The organism is Vibrio sp. Vb1026 (assembly GCF_033338745.1).
Taxonomy (GTDB): domain Bacteria; phylum Pseudomonadota; class Gammaproteobacteria; order Enterobacterales; family Vibrionaceae; genus Vibrio; species Vibrio alginolyticus.
This window is the reverse complement of the sequence record NZ_JAWOTH010000009.1, coordinates 60,528-79,025: the sequence shown is the minus strand read 5'-3', so window position 1 is coordinate 79,025 and position 18,498 is coordinate 60,528. Positions and strand designations below refer to the sequence as shown.

At 45.0% G+C, this 18,498-nt stretch carries 17 protein-coding genes; 7 read left to right on the top strand and 10 right to left on the bottom strand.

All coding sequences use genetic code 11. The features are described from left to right. Positions 1 to 260 precede the first annotated feature (260 nt). The gene (locus R7E47_RS14665; protein WP_054575966.1) at positions 261 to 1,829 is read left to right on the top strand and encodes a DUF1800 family protein; all 1,569 of its coding nucleotides are present in this window, start codon (positions 261 to 263) and stop codon (positions 1,827 to 1,829) included. 9 nt (positions 1,830 to 1,838) lie between these two features. Then, on the top strand, positions 1,839 to 3,164 hold the full coding sequence (locus R7E47_RS14660) for a DUF1501 domain-containing protein (RefSeq protein ID WP_053303656.1): 1,326 nt from the start codon (positions 1,839 to 1,841) through the stop codon (positions 3,162 to 3,164). A gap of 86 nt (positions 3,165 to 3,250) precedes the next feature. Here R7E47_RS14660 and R7E47_RS14655 read toward each other — a convergent pair whose 3' ends face one another. Then, the gene (locus R7E47_RS14655; protein ID WP_086047382.1) at positions 3,251 to 4,345 is read right to left on the bottom strand and encodes a ketoacyl-ACP synthase III; all 1,095 of its coding nucleotides are present in this window, start codon (positions 4,343 to 4,345) and stop codon (positions 3,251 to 3,253) included. 162 nt (positions 4,346 to 4,507) lie between these two features. Between R7E47_RS14655 and trxC the strand changes: the two genes are divergently transcribed. Then, positions 4,508 to 4,942, top strand: coding sequence for a thioredoxin TrxC (trxC, locus tag R7E47_RS14650; RefSeq protein WP_005376074.1), 435 nt, complete (start codon positions 4,508 to 4,510; stop codon positions 4,940 to 4,942). A 176-nt stretch (positions 4,943 to 5,118) separates the two neighbouring features. After that, positions 5,119 to 6,279 carry an MFS transporter gene (locus R7E47_RS14645; protein WP_318084510.1) on the top strand — a complete coding sequence of 387 codons (1,161 nt, stop codon included), beginning with the start codon at positions 5,119 to 5,121 and terminating at the stop codon, positions 6,277 to 6,279. Between the two features lie 58 nt (positions 6,280 to 6,337). On the opposite strand, the gene R7E47_RS14640 is transcribed toward R7E47_RS14645, so the two are convergent. Both R7E47_RS14640 and R7E47_RS14635 read right to left on the bottom strand, forming a co-directional pair. After that, positions 6,338 to 6,727: a nitrous oxide-stimulated promoter family protein gene (locus tag R7E47_RS14640; protein WP_258483489.1), complete on the bottom strand. Its 390-nt coding sequence runs from the start codon at positions 6,725 to 6,727 to the stop codon at positions 6,338 to 6,340. A gap of 14 nt (positions 6,728 to 6,741) precedes the next feature. Continuing rightward, positions 6,742 to 7,251: a GNAT family N-acetyltransferase gene (locus R7E47_RS14635; protein WP_005387984.1), complete on the bottom strand. Its 510-nt coding sequence runs from the start codon at positions 7,249 to 7,251 to the stop codon at positions 6,742 to 6,744. Positions 7,252 to 7,387: 136 nt separating this feature from the next. On the opposite strand from R7E47_RS14635, the gene R7E47_RS14630 reads away from it, so the two are divergent. Beyond that, positions 7,388 to 7,579: a DUF2986 domain-containing protein gene (locus R7E47_RS14630; RefSeq protein WP_171342947.1), complete on the top strand. Its 192-nt coding sequence runs from the start codon at positions 7,388 to 7,390 to the stop codon at positions 7,577 to 7,579. Between the two features lie 49 nt (positions 7,580 to 7,628). On the opposite strand, the gene R7E47_RS14625 is transcribed toward R7E47_RS14630, so the two are convergent. Continuing rightward, positions 7,629 to 9,800 (bottom strand): TonB-dependent receptor, encoded by a 2,172-nt coding sequence (locus R7E47_RS14625; RefSeq protein ID WP_258483487.1) that lies wholly within the window; start codon positions 9,798 to 9,800, stop codon positions 7,629 to 7,631. A gap of 89 nt (positions 9,801 to 9,889) precedes the next feature. Continuing rightward, positions 9,890 to 10,627: a siderophore ferric iron reductase gene (locus tag R7E47_RS14620; protein ID WP_005387980.1), complete on the bottom strand. Its 738-nt coding sequence runs from the start codon at positions 10,625 to 10,627 to the stop codon at positions 9,890 to 9,892. Between the two features lie 419 nt (positions 10,628 to 11,046). On the opposite strand from R7E47_RS14620, the gene R7E47_RS14615 reads away from it, so the two are divergent. Continuing rightward, complete coding sequence (locus R7E47_RS14615) at positions 11,047 to 12,378, top strand: anaerobic C4-dicarboxylate transporter (protein ID WP_318084505.1); 1,332 nt, start codon at positions 11,047 to 11,049, stop codon at positions 12,376 to 12,378. Positions 12,379 to 12,465: 87 nt separating this feature from the next. Here the strand turns inward: R7E47_RS14615 and R7E47_RS14610 are convergent, their stop codons facing one another. Further along, entirely contained in the window at positions 12,466 to 12,954 is a 489-nt protein-coding gene (locus R7E47_RS14610; protein WP_005387978.1) for an NYN domain-containing protein, read from the bottom strand. Positions 12,955 to 13,073: 119 nt separating this feature from the next. On the opposite strand from R7E47_RS14610, the gene R7E47_RS14605 reads away from it, so the two are divergent. Beyond that, positions 13,074 to 13,514 (top strand): DUF4174 domain-containing protein, encoded by a 441-nt coding sequence (locus R7E47_RS14605; RefSeq protein WP_005376058.1) that lies wholly within the window; start codon positions 13,074 to 13,076, stop codon positions 13,512 to 13,514. 16 nt (positions 13,515 to 13,530) lie between these two features. Here R7E47_RS14605 and cobA read toward each other — a convergent pair whose 3' ends face one another. From cobA to nirB, 4 genes are all read right to left on the bottom strand, one after another. Continuing rightward, positions 13,531 to 14,289, bottom strand: coding sequence for a uroporphyrinogen-III C-methyltransferase (gene cobA / locus R7E47_RS14600; protein WP_158155181.1), 759 nt, complete (start codon positions 14,287 to 14,289; stop codon positions 13,531 to 13,533). Positions 14,290 to 14,496: 207 nt separating this feature from the next. Then, positions 14,497 to 15,345, bottom strand: a complete 849-nt coding sequence (locus R7E47_RS14595; RefSeq protein WP_258473753.1) for a formate/nitrite transporter family protein — start codon at positions 15,343 to 15,345, stop codon at positions 14,497 to 14,499. Between the two features lie 195 nt (positions 15,346 to 15,540). Then, positions 15,541 to 15,864 (bottom strand): nitrite reductase small subunit NirD, encoded by a 324-nt coding sequence (nirD, locus tag R7E47_RS14590; protein ID WP_054575426.1) that lies wholly within the window; start codon positions 15,862 to 15,864, stop codon positions 15,541 to 15,543. Positions 15,865 to 15,877: 13 nt separating this feature from the next. After that, positions 15,878 to 18,442, bottom strand: a complete 2,565-nt coding sequence (gene nirB, locus R7E47_RS14585) for a nitrite reductase large subunit NirB (RefSeq protein WP_258483484.1) — start codon at positions 18,440 to 18,442, stop codon at positions 15,878 to 15,880. Positions 18,443 to 18,498 lie beyond the last annotated feature (56 nt).

Below are 18,498 nucleotides of genomic sequence, written 5' to 3'. Positions count from 1 at the left end.
CCTTCTATATCCATTGCGATATCTCTGCTTGTTACTCTTCATTGGCCATATTTAATATCAGTATCTTAGAAAAAATAGCATCAAAAACTTCTAGCACTATAGTACCAAATTCATCGTTTGAGTTTTTTGTTCACCACTTATAGCTACTATACTCGCCTATGCAGCTGCTTGATTTTCATAAATTTACTAAACAGCTCAAAAGAGCTTAATAACTCCCGTTAAATGGACTTAAATCGTTACTTCGGGTAAGCGAGTTAACTATGAGACGTCAGAAGCTAAATAAAATCTCTGCTTGGGTACTAGGATTGGCTATCTTATTGCTGAGCCATGTGCCTAATGTATCAGCACAAATACAGCAATCCCCATCCGATCAAACCGTTGCGCGTTTTCTCTATCAAACCTCTTTTGGACCAACTCCTGCGTTAATTAATGAGGTTAGGGAAAACGGGTTAGAGGACTGGATACAGAAACAAATCAACCTGCCAGCAACCTACCATCAACCACTTTATCAAACGCCTTTTTCTAAAGGCCTACAGTCAAACCGAGAAAATGCTTGGTATCAGATTGTTGTTACTGCTGAAGATCAGCTCAGACAGCGAACGGCTTATGCATTGAGTCAGATCGTAGTCGTTTCTCGTTATGGCGGCGTTCTTTCCAGCAAACCTACAGGGTTAGTGAATTACTACGATCTGTTGGTTGAGCATGCGTTTGGCAACTACCGAGACCTGTTGTATGACGTTTCCATCCATCCAGTCATGGGGAGCTATTTGTCTATGCTCGGTAGTGCAAAAGAAAATAGTGCGACAGGAACGCTTCCCGATGAGAACTTTGCTCGAGAGTTAATGCAGTTATTCACTATCGGTTTGTATGAACTCAATTTAGATGGCAGTAAAAAGCTAAACCACGAAACAGGCAAACCTATCCCCACGTACAATCAAACTGATATTCAAGAGCTCGCGCGAGCATTAACTGGATGGAAAAATTCCGACATCGCATTCGTGAAACCGATGCGAGTTATCAGTCAGCGACACGACACCGGCGAGAAGCGATTTCTAGGGAACGTGATCCCATCGGGTCTAACCGCACAAGAAGAGCTTTCAAAAGTGATTGATATGTTGATGTCTCACCCAAATGTTGCTCCATTTGTTTCAAAGTTACTTATCCAACGTTTGGTCAGTTCAAATCCAAGCCCAGAGTACGTCGCGCGTGTTGCTACGATATTTAACAACAATGGGGAAGGAGAAAAAGGCGATCTAACCGCCGTTGTTCGAGCCATATTGCTCGACCCTGAAGCATTAGGGATGACGGATACCCCGCCTATAAAAGTGAAAGAACCGATACTGGTCCTGACTAATTTTCATCGAGCATCAGGTTTTACGATTAAAGGATCACGTTACGAAGACGCAACAACGATGATGAACATCGCTAATCAAGGGCCGCTTCGTTCTCCTTCCGTGTTTAATTTTTACTCTCCAGACTATCAGCCGTCTAACGAGTTTACGGAGTCTGGTATTAACTCGCCAGAGTATGAACTTCTCAATTGGTCTGTTTATACCGATTTGGTCAACTATATGTTAACCAGCACTCGTAGAGGAGGTGGTGATTCCTACCACTTCGATCTTAACGAGTTTTATCTTCTTCTGGACGATCACCGTGCCTTAGTCGAATTGGTTAACGAGCGTTTCTTTGCTGGAACGGCTTCTGCTGAATTGAAAGAGCTCATGCTCACCGCCCTGAATGATTATCGTGGGGACTATGTGCCAACAACAAAACTCGCTCTAGTGATATTTACCGCCATTTCTGGCGACGAATTCTATATTCAGGATTAGGAGTGAATTATGGATATTTCACGACGACATTTTATACAAAGCACGCTATCGATGGGCGCACTAGCCTCTCTTAGTCTGCCAGGTTATTCTCTCGCAGCGCCATCTAATGACTTTCGAGCATTAATATGTGTTTATTTAGCTGGCGGAAACGATGCATTCAACACCGTACTACCATTATCGGAGACGCACTATCATCAATATTCCAAAGTCAGAGGGCCACTCTCTGTCGCCAAAGAAGACATACTCCCTATCAATTTGAGTGCTGTCGATAGCTCAAATCACCCAGTGAAGCTCGGCTTACACCCCAAGTTAAATGCGTTAACTTCCGTTTTCGAACAAGGCGATGCCAGCATCGTGCTCAATAGTGGCATTCTCAACCATCCCGTCACCAAACAAGCTATTGAGCAAGGTGAAGCATCACTTCCCGAGCAACTGTTTTCTCATAATTCTCAAACAGACGCTTGGTTACTTGGTGGAATGAGCGAGTCTAAAAATCTTGGTTGGGCTGGCAGAATGTTGGATGTATTAAACTCTGAATCAGAAATAACACCGCTATACAGTGTGCATGGCAACTCGCTTTGGTTACGGGCAATGGAACACCGCCAAACCGTCCTGAAAAAAGATCGCGCGGTTCAGCTTACCGCGATTGATAACCCTTTATACAAAGGTATCTATGATCGCCTTCTCTCTCATCAAACTGACAATCCATTTAATGGTCATTTTAATTTGATGGTTGATGAGTCGATGGTAATGAGCAGTGTACTGAGCGAGCAACTCAACCACATTGCTGACGAGCCGCTGTTTACGTCGTCGACGCTCGGCAAGCAGATGCAAACCGTGTACAAATTGATAGCAAGCCAAGATGTCCTGAAGCAGCAACGACAAGTCTTTTTCGTTAAACACTCTGGGTATGACCTACACGATTCGCAACTGGCACGTCATCCAGTGTTACTTGAGGATCTCGCGACAAACCTTTTAGCAATGTATCGTGCGGTCGAACGGTTAGGGCTAAACAAGCAAGTCACCTCCTTCACTATGTCTGACTTCGGTCGACGGATGATGAGCAACGGAAATGGTACCGATCATGGCTGGGGTGGCCATCAACTATTAATTGGAGGCGCGGTAAATGGGAAACAACCTATCGGTACATGGCCGGAACTAATACTGGGCGGAAACGATGATTACTCTCAAGGCCGACTCATACCCAAAATTGCCGCTGATCAAGTTGGTTCAACACTAGCGCAGTGGATGGGCGTGAGTGATAACGCTGCACTGGAATACGTGTTCCCGAACATCCGTAATTTTACTCATTCAAACCTGGGTTTTATGTCGTAAGATATTTTACAGGTTAGCTGTAGAACGCATCATTAAATAAGGGAGCCTCGCGCTCCCTTACCCATCTTATGTTTGCAGAGTGTCCGTTACACCTCGTCTCGACGGCGTTCGTTGCACAGCTTAATTGCGCGCTCTAACAACTCAAGTGCCGATTGCTTACATTCAGGTAATGCAGCATCACTCTCAGAAATTGGCGTTACACGGTCACCCCATTTCAATACTGCCGCCCCCCATGTCAAACCTGCACCAAACGCAGCAAGAAGCATGTTATCACCAGGGTTAACTCGACCTTGCTCTACCGCTTCACACAATGCAATTGGCACCGTCGCAGCTGAAGTATTGCCATAGTTTTGAATGTTAACAAACGCTTTGTCGTGTGGAATTCCAGACAGGTCACACAAGGTTTGAATAATACGAATATTCGCTTGATGCGGAATCACAACATCGATTTGTTCCGTCGTTAACTGTGATGCTTTCAGTACGGTTTTCGCAGCTAGCCCCATGCCTTTTACTGCACGTTTGAAAATTTCTTGTCCTACAAAGTTGAAATCCCAGTAACCGTTGTCTTCCGCAAAGCGATCCATACAAGTACCAAACTTTGGTACGGACAGAATATCGCGGCCTTTTGCGTCACAACCGATTTGAGACTGTAGTAAACCCGTTTCTTTTTCCGTTCTTGATAACACAACGGCGCCCGCACCATCACCAAATAGAACAGCGGTATCTCGCATTGCCCAATCGATGTAGAAAGACAATCTTTCCGCACCAATAATGATCGCGTTACGATAGTTACCTGATTGAATCAAACGTGTGCCCGTTTCTAGGCCATAGACAAATCCCGTACATGCGGCATTTAAGTCAAAGGCAGCGGCTGCACGAATACCTAGGTTCTGCTGTACCTTAGACGCGATATTTGGAATCAATGAATCTGGTGAACAAGTCGCCACAATGATTAAATCCACGTCTGTTGCATCGACGCCTGCTCGAGCTAATGCATGTTTAGCAGCAACGGTCGCCATGTCTGACGTGTTTACATGACTAATACGGCGGTTTTCGATACCAGTGCGGGTACGAATCCACTCATCGGAAGTATCGAGAAAAGTGCTAAGATCATCGTTAGAGAGCACGGCTGGCGGAACACATTTCCCCCAACCTGTAATTTCAGCGTAGTAATTTGTCATCGCAGACCTATTTATTGTTGTATTTTAATAAAATTTCTTAGAACCTTAGGCTCAAATACAAACCTGCGCTGCGTTATTTCGGCAGGTTAAAAAATAAGTATACAAATAATGAGGCTGACTGGTAAGTCATGTTTTCATCAATACGTAATAAAGGAAGAAGTCATGTCATCGTTTAAAACTCGCTGCCCTTCGTGCGGCGGTCTAAATCGTGTCCCTAATGAGCGCGTTGCCGAATCTGCAACTTGCGGTAAATGTAAAAGTGCACTTTTAGACGGCTCGCCTATCGAAGGTACACAAGATAACTTTTCTGCTCTATTACAAAGTGATATGCCTGTTGTAGTAGATTTTTGGGCCCCATGGTGCAACCCGTGCGTTGGTTTTGCTCCTGTTTTCTCTGATGTTGCTCATGAGCAAGCCGGAACGGCTCGTTTTGTTAAGATTGATACCGAAGCTCAACAACAACTTGCGGCGCAATTTGGTATTCGCAGCATTCCTACCATTATGGTTTTCAAAAATGGTCAACGTGTTGATATGATCAATGGTGCGTTACCTAAAACTCAATTTGATCAATGGTTAAATCAAGCACTTACTAAATAACCTTCCACGCCAACCTTGTTTGTAGGTTGGCGTTTTTATGCAACTTATCAACCTATCTAGTTAATAAATATTATTTGTCGAAACGACTTAAATTTATCATTTTACTTGCCTAACTATTAGCCTCATATTCGCGCCGAATAACCCTTAGATTTCATTTAACTTATAGGCGCAAAACAGTGGAAAACACAGTCGTTCCTGCAGCATCACCACGAGTTACAGTTCCAGTCGTCGCACTGTCTCTTTATGCGGTGGCTTCGGGCTATTTAATGAGCTTGATCCCTCTCATGCTCGGTGAATACAACATCTCAGCAGATTACGCGAGTTGGTTGGCGAGTGTGTTTTATGGCGGCTTATTAACCGGTGCTATTTTTATTGAACGTATCGTACGTCAAGTTGGTCACCGTAACGCGTTTATTGGTTGCTTGGCCGTATTTTCGCTAACTATCGTCACACTACCCGTGTTTGCTAACGGATTGATGTGGCTTGCCGCTCGCTTTATTGCGGGTATCGCGGTTGCTGGTGTTTTTGTCATTGTTGAGTCTTGGCTAATGTCTGGAGACGAAGCATCGCGTGCGAAACGTTTAAGCTTGTACATGCTATCGCTTTATGGTGGTTCAGCATTAGGCCAGTTTGGTATTGGCGTGCTTGGCGTAAGTGGCGGCGTTCCGTTTATTGCGATCACGACGTTGATCCTAATGGCGATGCTGGTGCTAATGTTCATTGAGTGTGAGCAGCCAAACAGCCATGAATCAACCGCTTTATCATTTAAGCAAATTGCCAAACTAAACCATGCAGCAATTATTGGTTGTGTTGTTTCAGGTTTGACCTTAGGCGCGATCTACGGATTAATGCCAGTTGAGTTAACTAACCGTAAAATTAGCCATCAAGACATTGGTACATTGATGGCGCTAGTGATTCTAGGTGGCATGCTAGTTCAACCAATGGTGACCGCGTTAAACAAATACATGAGCCGCACAGTGCTAATGGCGTTTTTCTGTATTTTGGGTATTTTTTCGATCGGTATGACCTTTATTTCCTCGTCAGCCGTGGTATTGGCTGCTGCATTATTCTTTTTAGGTGCAGCTACTTTTGCCTTGTACCCGATAGCAATCAACTTAGGTTGCAAAGGACTTGATGAACGCTTTATTGTCTCTGCGACACAAGTCATGCTGTTTAGCTACAGCATCGGCTCTGTTGCTGGTCCTGTTGTCGCTGATAAATTCATGGGCCAAGAACACGGCTTGCTAGGCTACTTGTTTGCCGCTTTGGTTGCGACTGGCGTATACATGCTACTTGCTGCGAGCAAAACCAAGCAGCGTATGGCCGCTGGCCTCTAACCACGCCGCTTCTACTCAACGAACTCAACGAAAACGAGGGCATGTTGCCCTCGTTTTTTTATTCTTCGCATTTTTGTTTAGATAAACGCTTGTGACGGTTTGACGCGTTCGCTGCAGGCTTTTCCGGTACCATGCGCTTTTCATGAAGCAAATGACGAACCGCCAAGATGGGATGTTTCAGTAACATTCTGGGGCCAGAGTAACGCATGACCAAACGCATTTGTTCTTTCGGCTCTGGTTTGTAGCAGTGAATCGGACATTTATTACACGTCGGTTTATTCTCTCCATAAGGACAGCGGTCGAGGCGCACTTCTGTGTATTCAAGCAGCTCACGACATTCTGAGCATAAGTCACGTTTTGTTCCATGATGGTCATGACAGTAAACCTCTACCATGGCTTTTACTGTCTTAAATTCAGTGGCGAGTTTGCCAAGTAAAATATCGCTCATGCGCTATCCAAAAATCACAACATCATTGTGTAAAGTTCTAACGTGCGGCCATTATCATATTGCTGCTCAACTCGTTCAAACTCAAAGCCCAGTTTTTTGAGCAAACTTATACTACGAATATTGTCATTGTTGGTGATGGCAACCAAATTATCGAGTTTCATTTCCTCTCTAGCGTATTCCAGCACTGCGGTTGCAGACTCCGTTCCGTAGCCGTAGCCATAAGCGGAAGGTAAAAATCCATATCCGAGATCATAGTGTTGTAATGTGTCACGTTTAACCAACCCACAAATCCCGATGGGTTGCCCATCTTCTTTCTTCTCTACAACGAGTAAACTCACGCCTTTAATTTGTTGCATGCGTAGCATGTTTTCTTTTATGTAACGCGCCGCTTCATATTCGGTACGAATTTGTTTGTCTCCGACAAAACGGTAGAAGTCTGGGTGGTTATAAAGTTCTAGTATAAATGGTGCATCATCTACACTCACAAGACGCAGTATCAAACGTTCGGTGTACAGTGTTTTCATTTGGGCTCCATTAAAACGCGATAGATGATTGGACATAGGAACGTACTTGAATTTTGCGACCGATACCGGCGCTTATTTAGTTGTAACTTGATAAAAAAGTAACTATCCTGCCTCGCTAAATTAAAGGACCACCACCATGAACCGCAAGAAGAAAATCAATCAGATCTTGAAAGCGAAGCAGAAGAAGCATAACGCTAAGCTACATAAGAGCAATAAGCCGCGTTATATCTCCAAAGCTGAACGCGCGAAAATGGAAGCTGAAGAACAAAACCAAGCTTCAGAACACACGGAAAACGTTGTAGACACAGCGAAGACAGATCAAGCCTAAAAGAAAAGCCGCTTCAAGCGGCTTTTTTGATATTCGGAGATAGTTAGCTTTAGTATTCGACACTGTAGTTCAGTGTGAATGTGCGACCTCTTCCTTTGTAGTCGTACGCTGCTGCATCGTAGTGTGCTGCATAAAGAATCTGCGCACGTTGTCCCCAAGCGGTTGTGTAGTCTTCGTCAAATAGGTTTTGAATACCAAAACCTAACTGCCCGATAGGTAGTGTTACGTTACCAAGAAGATCAAACGTAGTGTATCCATCTAGTTTATTGTTTGCGTCATCTTCGTAATCAAACATCGTCTGGCTTTGTAAACGTACTGAATAGCCATCCTGATAGTAAGCCGCCCACGCGTTCGCTTTTGATGTACTTGCTTTACCCGCACTTAGATCTTCCCACTTACCGTTGGTTTTCAGCTCAGAAACCACATAGTGACCTGATGCACCTAACAAAATATCACGGTTTACCCAGTAGTTAATGTTTGCTTCGGCACCGTATACACGTTGCTCGTCATCAACATTGGTGATTAGGAGCGTCTTCTTGTCATACTTGATTGAGTTATCCGACACCGAGTAGTAACCCGCCGCTTGCAGTGCGACAGTATCCGTATCTAATCGGTAACCAATTTCATAGCTGTCCGTTTTGATGCCCGACATTTTTGAGTCAGATACATTAATGCTATTGTTCAACGCGTAGTGACCATTTGCATCCGCGGCATCGTAGCTACCTTGGCCGTAGTACTTTGCAGGATCAGCGAGTTCGAAACCTTGAGAGAAGTTCGCCCAAAGCTGAGATTCATCGTTGAGCTGATAAATGGTGCCCAAATTAAATAAGCTCACAGAGTAGTCAGTGCTGCCACCTGGTACCGCATCCGCTGATACACCATTACCCGATGCGATCTTCTTTTGTATACTATAGGCAACAAAATCATCAATCTTATTGTCCATGTATTGGTAGCGGTAGCCTGCTTGTACTGACCAATCTTGATTGATTTGGTAATCCCCTTGGACAAACATTGCGTAAGACGCCACATCAACATCTGGGTAACGCCCCACTTCGGCATAGGTTCGATTAATTAAGTTCCCAGAGCTGTTCGCAATGGTTGGATCGAACAGAGCCTGGTTACTTTCAAAACGGTCTAAGTACGCATTGACACCATAAACAAGTTTGAATGACTCCCAGCTTTTAGCTAACGCTAAGCGCCCAGCAAAAACTTCTGTTTTTTGTTGAGAGGCACTTTGGTAATAAGGAGTAAAGGTTTGGTCTTCACTACGGTAAGATAACTCGCCTATCAGTTGATGACCGAATACGCTGTCGTGAGCGTAGTTCGCACTTAAGAGAACTCGCTCTGTACCATGTTCACGGTCGGAATCGAACCCCTCTCGTACATCAACAAATTTATTGTTAACAATGTACAAACCGTATGGCGAATCTTGCTGGCTGTCATAGTATTGTGCGACAAGGTTTAACTTGCTGGCATCGGAGATTTGAATCTCGGTCGATCCGATAACATCGAGCGTTGAATTATACTGCAAAGAGCCCTGTGAAATGTCTGGGGTGACAATGTCGCCATTTGCGTCAAATGCACCTTGTGTCTCGGTGTACACAACCGAACCTCTAGCGGTAATTCGCTCATTACCACCCGAGATAGACTGAGCGAGTTTGTAATCAAAGTCATCGCTGCTATTAAAACCTGTAGTGCCACTCACGTAGGATTCAAACGACAAGTCATCCGAGTACGCTTTCTTGGTGATAATGTTAATAACACCACCAGTAGCGCCTGCACCATAAATGGAGGTTGCACCAGATAGTACTTCAATTCGCTCGATGTTGAATGGGTCTATTGCGTCTAACTGACGACTAATCGGGCGAGAAGACTGTAACGAGACACCATCAATCATTACCAACATTGCTCTACCGCGAAGGTTCTGACCATAATTAGTTCGACCACCGGTGCCGACGTCTAAAGAAGGGATGGTTGCAGAAAGAATATCACCCAGTGTCTTGCCCGCACGATATTGCTGAGCAATCTCTTCTTGGCCAACAAACCAAACCGTTCCTGGAATATCGGAGATCGATTTCGGCATCACACTGCCTACGACAACCAATTGCTCATCGCTCGGAGTCGATGTTTGTTGAAGATCTTCTGCTGCTATTGAGCTAACTGCGTATCCACTGCTCATCGCAAGTACGATGAGATTGAAAGAAAACGTCCTTTTCATCATTGTATTTATCTTTTTGTTGTCAACAAGAGCATGCAATGATACTTATTCTCACTCTCAAATCGAGCACTGTTACACAAGTTAAATAAATGTTAATTAAGAACCTTCTTGCTCATAAGCTGTCGATTTTCCTCTAAACGAGGACAATCTGCACAAAGCTTTCTGCCTTCACACTTATAGACTAAACAACAACTTTTTCTTACTAACTTTAGCGGCTGATCAGATTCCGTCTCATGAAGTGAGCGGCTATTATCAACATCCAAACCCATTGCGCTTAGCCACAAGACCGCATGCTCCTGAAGTGTCGAGTTAGTCATTTGCGGAAAGCGCTGTTGGAGACGAATTAAACAAGCCATGATTCCGTCCGACATCAATTGATGGGTGAAGCCAGGACGAATGCGTGTCCATTGACTCATCTCCTTTTGATAGAAGTCGAACAGTTCTCGGATTTGACGCCCCGCCTCTTTTATCAACGCCTCTGGCTCGCCATGTATATGCGCTTCGTCGGCGAATCGGTACCCAGAAACAAAACAAGGTTTGAGGTGCTGCGCTATCTCGCGAATGTTTGGCAACGTGTGGTAACCGTAAATAGAGATGAATGCGACATAAACTGGCTGCCAACAAAGTAAATCCCACGTTCTTGTCAACCAATATGCTTTTCCCGCTTCCGGATGAGCCTCCGAGATTTGCTGGTAAAGGCCTTGGATGATCGGGTTGATATCATTTTCGATATGGATAGCTTCTTGCCCTATCTCGCCGATATCACCGTGTAGGTAAGGTGTAATCTCACTCGAAGTTTGAAACAGTTGCGGGAAAAATTGCTCAGACATGATGGCTTATTGTTGGTGTAGTCATTCTGACACCTTTATACCCAAGCACCAATCGCAATGCAAACTATTATCCTTTGCGTTTTCATAACAAAGAAGCACTCTTAGGGTTAGTTATGAATGTATTTCCGAGTTCTGTGAAGCTGTAAGGTCTGGTTACGTATGCGATGAATAGCAACAAACTCTTAAACCTCTTCGCATTTAACGCTCACATGATCGCAAAAATACACAGCATAAAAACACCCTGATAAAACTGTGTTAACAGTTTCCCTGTGTAGCGTGAGTTATTGCCAATAATTGAATATTGCTGTTTCTTATCCAGCGGATTGTGAACAACATGAAGTATTTTCTTTCTGAATATCGAGACAATACAAAGAGGTAATTTGGCTATGTAGCCCTCTGTTTTGAATAAGGAAATCCACATGTTGTATCTTGAGTTTCTATTTTTGCTCGTGATGCTGTATATCGGCTCACGTTATGGTGGTATAGGCCTTGGGGTCGTATCCGGAATTGGCTTGGTGATTGAAGTATTCATCTTTAAGATGCCGCCAACCTCTCCTCCTGTCACCGTCATGTTGATCATTTTAGCGGTGGTAACATGTGCTTCCATTCTTGAAGCCGCTGGCGGTTTGAAATACATGCTGCAAGTTGCCGAGCGTGTGCTTCGTAAGAACCCAAAACGCGTCACCCTTATTGCTCCGTTCGTGACTTACTTTATGACCTTCCTACTTGGTACAGGTCACGCGGTTTACTCTATCATGCCAATCATTGGCGACGTTGCACTTAAAAACGGCATTCGTCCTGAGCGTCCCATGGCTGCCGCTTCTGTCGCCTCTCAAATCGCAATCACGGCATCACCAATTTCAGCGGCCGTAGTTTACTACTTGGCGCAACTCTCTGATATTCAACACGAGATCACTCTGCTCTCAATTCTGCTCGTTTCTGTACCTGCAACCTTATTCGGTACGTTGTTGATGTCACTTTACAGCCTAAAGCGTGGTAAAGAACTAGACGACGATGAAGAATACCAAGAGCGTTTGAAAGATCCTGTGTGGAGAGAAAAAATCCTCAACACAACTGCAACGTCTCTTGATGAAGTACTACCAACAAGTGCTCGTAACTCTGTATTGCTGTTCATTGCTTCTATCTTGGTTATCGTCGTTATCGCGATGTGGCCAGACATTCGTACCATCGTAGATGGCTCGAAGCCAATCAGCATGGCGGTTGTGATTCAAATGATGATGCTCTGCTTCGGCGGTATCATTTTGCTTGCGACCAAAACTGACCCGCGTGACGTACCAAATGGGGTGGTATTTAAATCTGGTATGGTGGCGGCGATTGCTATCTTCGGTATTGCATGGATGTCAGATACCTACTTCCAGTACGCTATGCCTCAATTTAAATCTGGCATCGTTGAGATGGTAACCAACTACCCTTGGACATTTGCGCTTGCGTTATTCATTGTGTCGGTTGTGGTGAACTCTCAAGCTGCAACGGCTCGCATGATGCTGCCTGTTGGTCTCGGCTTAGGTTTGGAACCTGCGCTGCTTATCGGCTTGATGCCAGCGGTATACGGCTACTTCTTTATTCCAAACTACCCTTCAGATATCGCGACTGTGAACTTCGATACCTCGGGCACAACTAAGATTGGTAAGTGGTACTTCAACCACTCATTCATGTCTGTGGGCTTAATCGGCGTGATTGGTGCGTGTTGCTTGGGTTACTTGCTAGGGCAAATGATCATTCCTTCGTAGCTAGCCAAATCAACGATAAATTAGAGGCGAGTCATTGTACGTTTTCGTACAGCCTGAGTGACTCGCCTTTCTTTATTGCACTATTAACTACAGCAAGAAATCGTCATCAATCGCGACAAAATTGTCGGCACAATCAATCAGAGTTTGAGATGTAAGTTTAGGTACACCATAAACGGTCACCGTTTTATTGAAGCGCTGCTGAATTCTCTCTACTAGCAGACTAAAGTCTCCATCTCCCGAAACTAGAATCACTTCCTCAACTTCGGGTGCAATTTCAATTGCATCGAGAGTAATACCCACATCCCAATCGCCTTTCGAGCTGCCATCACGACGCTGGATGTAGGGTTTAAGCATCACCTCAAATCCAACACCACGAAGAATATGGTGGAACTGACGCTGCTTAGGGTCGTTACTCGCAATGGCATAAGCACGAGCACTTACCACCTCTTTCCCTTGTGTGGCAACATACCAAAACTGGTTGTAATCAAAATTGCTTCGATACGCTTCGCGACAGGTGTAATACACATTCTGTACATCAACCAAAATGGCGATTTTTTGTTTGCTTTCCGAACTCATCTATTTCTACGCTCAATTTATTTGCTGCCTACCCTATGCCAGTTTTGGAAAAAGCACAATGAGCCAATTCCACTAAACTTAACGTATAAAAAGTTATTTGGGTTTCTAGGGGAACTGTCATGGGCGGAAAGTTACTAGTGATACTACTTTCTTGTATCTTGTCATCGACAGCATTTGGTTATCCAGCGCACTCCAAATACTGGCCACATAGAAGTGTGCTCTACTTTGCGCCGGAAAATGATGAATACGTCAAACAATTCTTGCTAGAAACACTTATGAATGAGTGTGAGTTGGAAGACAGAGATGTCGTCACACTGGTCATTACAGAACAAGGTTATACTTTTCCTGCTTGGCTTAAAGAAGAGTTCGACCTAAAAATGCTAGCTCGTCTTTATGAGGTCGAAAAAGGTTCTCATACTGCTATTTTGCTTGGTAAAGATGGTCTAGAAAAGCACCGTTGGGGCGCAGAAACAGACTGGCCGTTTATCAACAACCTCATTGATCAAATGCCTATGCGTAAGCAAGAAATGCAGAGGCAACAAAGCCCCTGTAAAATATAGTCACTTCTGGGCAGTATTACTTTGCGAACCAATCCAATTTGTTGTGCAGCTGAGTAACGCTACCAACCACAATCAATGCTGGGCTCACGGCTTCCTCTGCCATGCTGGATAGCTCGTTCAACTTTCCTTGGAACACGCGCTGCTCCGGGCGCGTTCCGTTTTCAATAATGGCGCATGACATCTCAGGGTCTAAGCCGTGAGTGATCAGCTTATCCATAATGTGGCCGCTTTGCTTTAAACCCATGTAGAACACAAGCGTGTTGTTGGATTGCGCCAGTGAATGCCATTCAATCTCACGACCATCTTTTTGTACGTGACCAGTGATAAATTGAACGCTTTGCGCATGGTCGCGGTGTGTTAATGGAATACCAGCATAAGCCGTTGCACCCGCTGCTGCTGTGATACCCGGAACCACTTCGTATTTAATACCAAATTCCGCTAGTTCTTCTAGTTCTTCACCACCACGGCCAAATATAAATGAGTCACCGCCCTTCAGACGTACAACACGCTTACCTTCTTGCGCTTTCTGCACCAAGATTTGATTGATTTGATCTTGAGGCACGCAGTGAAAGTCCAATTTTTTGCCAACGTAAATCATCTCTGCTGATGCATGAGCCAATTCAAGAATATCTTTCGACACCAATCGGTCGTACACCACAACTTCAGCCGCTTGAATGGCTTTTAAGCCTTTTACTGTGAGCAAATCAGGATCACCTGGACCTGCACCAACAAGAGAAACTAAGCCGCTGTTTAAAGATGAGTGAGCAGTAGTCATATCAACGCCTATCGAAAAATTTAGATATAAAGAGTAACACTCGCGTTATGCACTTAGGGCTAAAACCACTCTAAGGAGTTATTACTTTTTATAGCTAAACCAATAAAATATGTCTCGAAAGTGAAAGTTAAAAATTGAAATCCAAGTTAGAGAACAGTCCCGCCCATCCAGAAGCGGGACCATATTAAGCGAATTACCCGTTAATGGTTATTTAGCCATTGCAGGTTGTGCTTTTACTTCTTCTTCAGCATTGATAGAAGGCGCAGTTTTAGCGTGAGTTAGGTACAGTGGAATACAAGTCATTACTAGACCACCAACAATGTTACCTAGGATGGTTGGGATAAGGTTGAAGTTCAACCAAGTCGCGATACCAAAATCAGCACCTAGAATCATACCTAATGGGAATAGGAACATGTTTACTACTGTGTGCTCGAATACTAGTGCGAAGAAGATGAAGATTGGGAACCACATCATTGCTACGCGACCAGACACTGAACGTGCAGTCATGTTGCCGATAACGCCTAGACATACCATTAGGTTACAGAAGATGCCACGTACGAAACACGTGATCCATCCGTCCATACCCATGTTTTCAAAACCAAGGCTACGCGCGGTAGAAACAGCCACAAATTTCTTCGCTACTGCGTTCAGTTCTAGAGAGAAGTTACCTGTTAGTGAGATAGCCACTAGGTAAGCAACGATTAGAGAACCGATAAGGTTACCCAAGCCCACAAGACCCCAACAACGGAAGATACGACCCCAAGTGATACCAGGACGGTTTGCAAACTTAGCCAGAGGCGCTAGACCAAAAACACCGGTTACTAGGTCATACCCCATCACACTTAGAATCACGAAACCAACTGGGAAGACAAGCGCACCAACGATGCCAATACCCGTTTGTACAATCGCGGTAATAGCAACCACCACCGCAAGCGAAAGAATAACGCCAGCCATCGTACCGCGAAGCAGAAGATCTCGCGTGCTTGTATTGGTTTTCGCTTCACCAACATTGATCATGGTTTGCACGAATTCTGCAGGCTTAAAATCAGTAGACATGAATGTGTCCTTATCCAAAATTGAAAGTTAAAAAGTTAAAGATTGAATAGAGAAAGGCTTCCCGTTGACACCTGAACGCTGTCTACAACACCTCGCTTCCCTGTTCCCCTGAGTTGATGCGTGGAAAGCCTTTGTCTATTAAATCTAGGTTTCAGTTCATTCCCTCCCCCTAAGAGGAGGGAATGAAAACCAAGCTTACGCAGAGATTTCTACTTCGCCGTTGGTTACACGCGTTTTGTACGCTTTCACGCTAAAACGTTCGTCTTCCATGCACGCACCTGTTGTCAGGTTAAAGCGCTGCTTCTTAAGTGGGCTAGCCACCCAAAGCTCGCCTTGGTGCTCACAGATCAAACCGCGAGAAAGCACGTTTGATTGGAAGAACGGGTCTGTGTTGCTGATCGCCAGCACTTCTTCTGCTTGTGTTGGGCGAAATACCGCAACTTGCTGACCATTAACCAAAGCACAAACGCCAGTGCCCGGTACGATGTCGCTGATTTGGCAAATCTTTTCAAATGACATAATCAACCTTCCCTTATGCTTCAGTGATCGCTACGTGTAGGATGTCGCCTTTCGCTTCAGGGTGTTTTTCCGTGAAGGTTGCTGGGCGGTGCTGTTCACGCTCTTGTACAAACACGACGTTTTCATCGCGCTTGTCAGAGTTGATGAAGTGCGCGAAACGAGTCAGTTGTGATTCGTCGTTGATGGTCGCAGTCCACTCACACTCGTACTCGTCTACAAGCTTCGCTACGTCTGCCTCTAGTTGAGCGTTGATACCAAGCTTGTCGTTAACAATCACTTCGCGTAGGTAGTCAACGCCACCTTCCATGTTTTCCATCCAAACTGATGTGCGTTGTAGTGGCGCAGCAGTACGGATGTAGAACATCATGAAGCGGTCGATGTACTTAATCAGCGTTTCTTTATCTAGGTCACTTGCAAGTAGGTCTGCGTGACGAGGCTTCATACCACCGTTACCACATACGTACATGTTCCAACCTGCATCAGTCGCGATAATGCCAAGGTCTTTACCTTGTGCTTCCGCACACTCACGAGTACAACCAGAAACACCGAACTTCATCTTATGAGGTGTACGAATGCCTTTGTAACGGTTCTCGATGTAAGAACCTAGACCAACAGAATCTTGAACGCCGTAGCGGCACCACGTTGAGCCAACACATGTCTTCGCCATACGAAGTGCTTTTGCGTACGCTTGACCTGTTTCGAACCCAGCGTCGATAAGCTTGCGCCAAATCTCTGGAAGATCGTCTTTTTGAGCACCAAACAGACCAATACGTTGAGCACCGGTTACTTTGGTGTATAGGTTGTATTCTGCTGCAACGTTCGCTAACGCACCCAGTGCTTGAGGTGTTACTTCACCACCCGCCATACGTGGGATAACAGAGTAAGTACCGTCTTTTTGGATGTTACCTAGGAAGTTATCGTTCGTGTCGTGCAGCTTAACCAGTTGTGGCTTAAGAATGTGCTCACCCCAGCAAGAAGCCAAGATAGAACCAGCCAGTGGTTTACAAACTTCACAGCCGTAACCTTTACCGTATTTCTCTAGAAGCTCATCAAACGTTTTGATCTCTTCAATACGGATTAGGTGGAACAGCTCTTGGCGTGAGTATGCAAAGTGCTCACACACGTCGTTCTTCACTTCGATACCAGATTTAGCAAGCTCAGCATTTAGAACAGACGTCACTAGAGGAATACAACCACCACAGCCTGTACCTGCGCCAGTCACTGCTTTGATGTCGCCCAATGTGTGGTGACCATTAGCCACCGCTTGTGCGATCTTGCCTTTGGTTACGTCGAAACAAGAACAGATCACTGCGCTTTCTGGTAGAGCATCTGCACCTAGTGCTGGTTTCTCAGCGCCTGCGTGTGCAGGAAGGATCAACGCATCTGGGTGTTCTGGTAGGTCGATTTCGTTCAACATAAGTTGAAGCAGATCGCCGTAGTCAGAGGTATCGCCAACCATTACCGCGCCAAGCAATTTCTTATTGTCTTCAGAAACGACAAGACGTTTGTAAACTTCTTGCTCTTCGTTCTGGTAAACGTAACTCTTACACCCTTCAGTACGACCGTTCGCGTCACCGATAGAGCCTACTTTCACGCCAAGAAGTTTCAGCTTCGCAGACATGTCAGCGCCTTCGAATTTGCTTTCTGTGTTACCTAGTAGGTGGTCAACAGCAACGGTCGCCATCTTGTAGCCAGGAGCAACAAGGCCGTAGAACATTTCGTTCCAAGACGCACACTCACCGATAGCGTAGATGTTCTCATCAGAAGTCTGACAATGGTCGTTGATAGCAACACCGCCACGAGGTGCCACTTCTAGCTCCATTTGGCGTGCTAGTTTGTCTTGTGGGCGAATACCTGCAGAGAATACGATGAAGTCTGTTTCTAGCTCTGAACCGTCAGCAAAACGCATAACGTTGCGTGCGTTTGTGCCTTCTGCCGCAATCTCAAGCGTGTTTTTGCTGGTGTGAACGTTCACGCCCATACGCTCGATTTTTTGACGAAGTTGGTTACCACCAGCAAGGTCAAGTTGCTCAGCCATTAGCTTCGGTGCGAACTCAACAACGTGCGTTTCTACACCCAGAGCTTTCAATGCGCCCGCAGCTTCAAGACCTAGCAGACCACCACCGACAACAACGCCTGATTTGCTCTTCTTCGCACACGCTTCGATCGCTTTAAGATCTTCGATAGTACGGTAAACAAAACAGTCTTTGCTTTCGTGACCTTTGATAGGTGGAACAAATGGGAATGAGCCAGTAGCAAGAATCAGCTTGTCGTATTGAACTTCGCGACCAGTGCTTGAGTAAACAATGCGGTTTTCACGGTTGATGTTAATCGCGCGTTCGCCGATCAGCATGTTAATACCGTGTTTCTCGTAGAAGCCTTCTTTTACTAAAGAAAGTTCATCTGCAGTATGGTGAGAAAAGTAAGAGGAAAGGTGCACACGGTCGTATGCGACACGAGGTTCTTCACAGAAAACCGTAATGTCTATATTAGACATATCAGCTTTCTCGACTAAGTCTTCAATATAACGGTGCCCTACCATACCGTTACCGATGACTACTAGCTTCAACTTGCTCATTATAATTCCTAAGGGTTAGGTTCTTATCACTGAGCTCATTGTTAATTGTGAAAGAA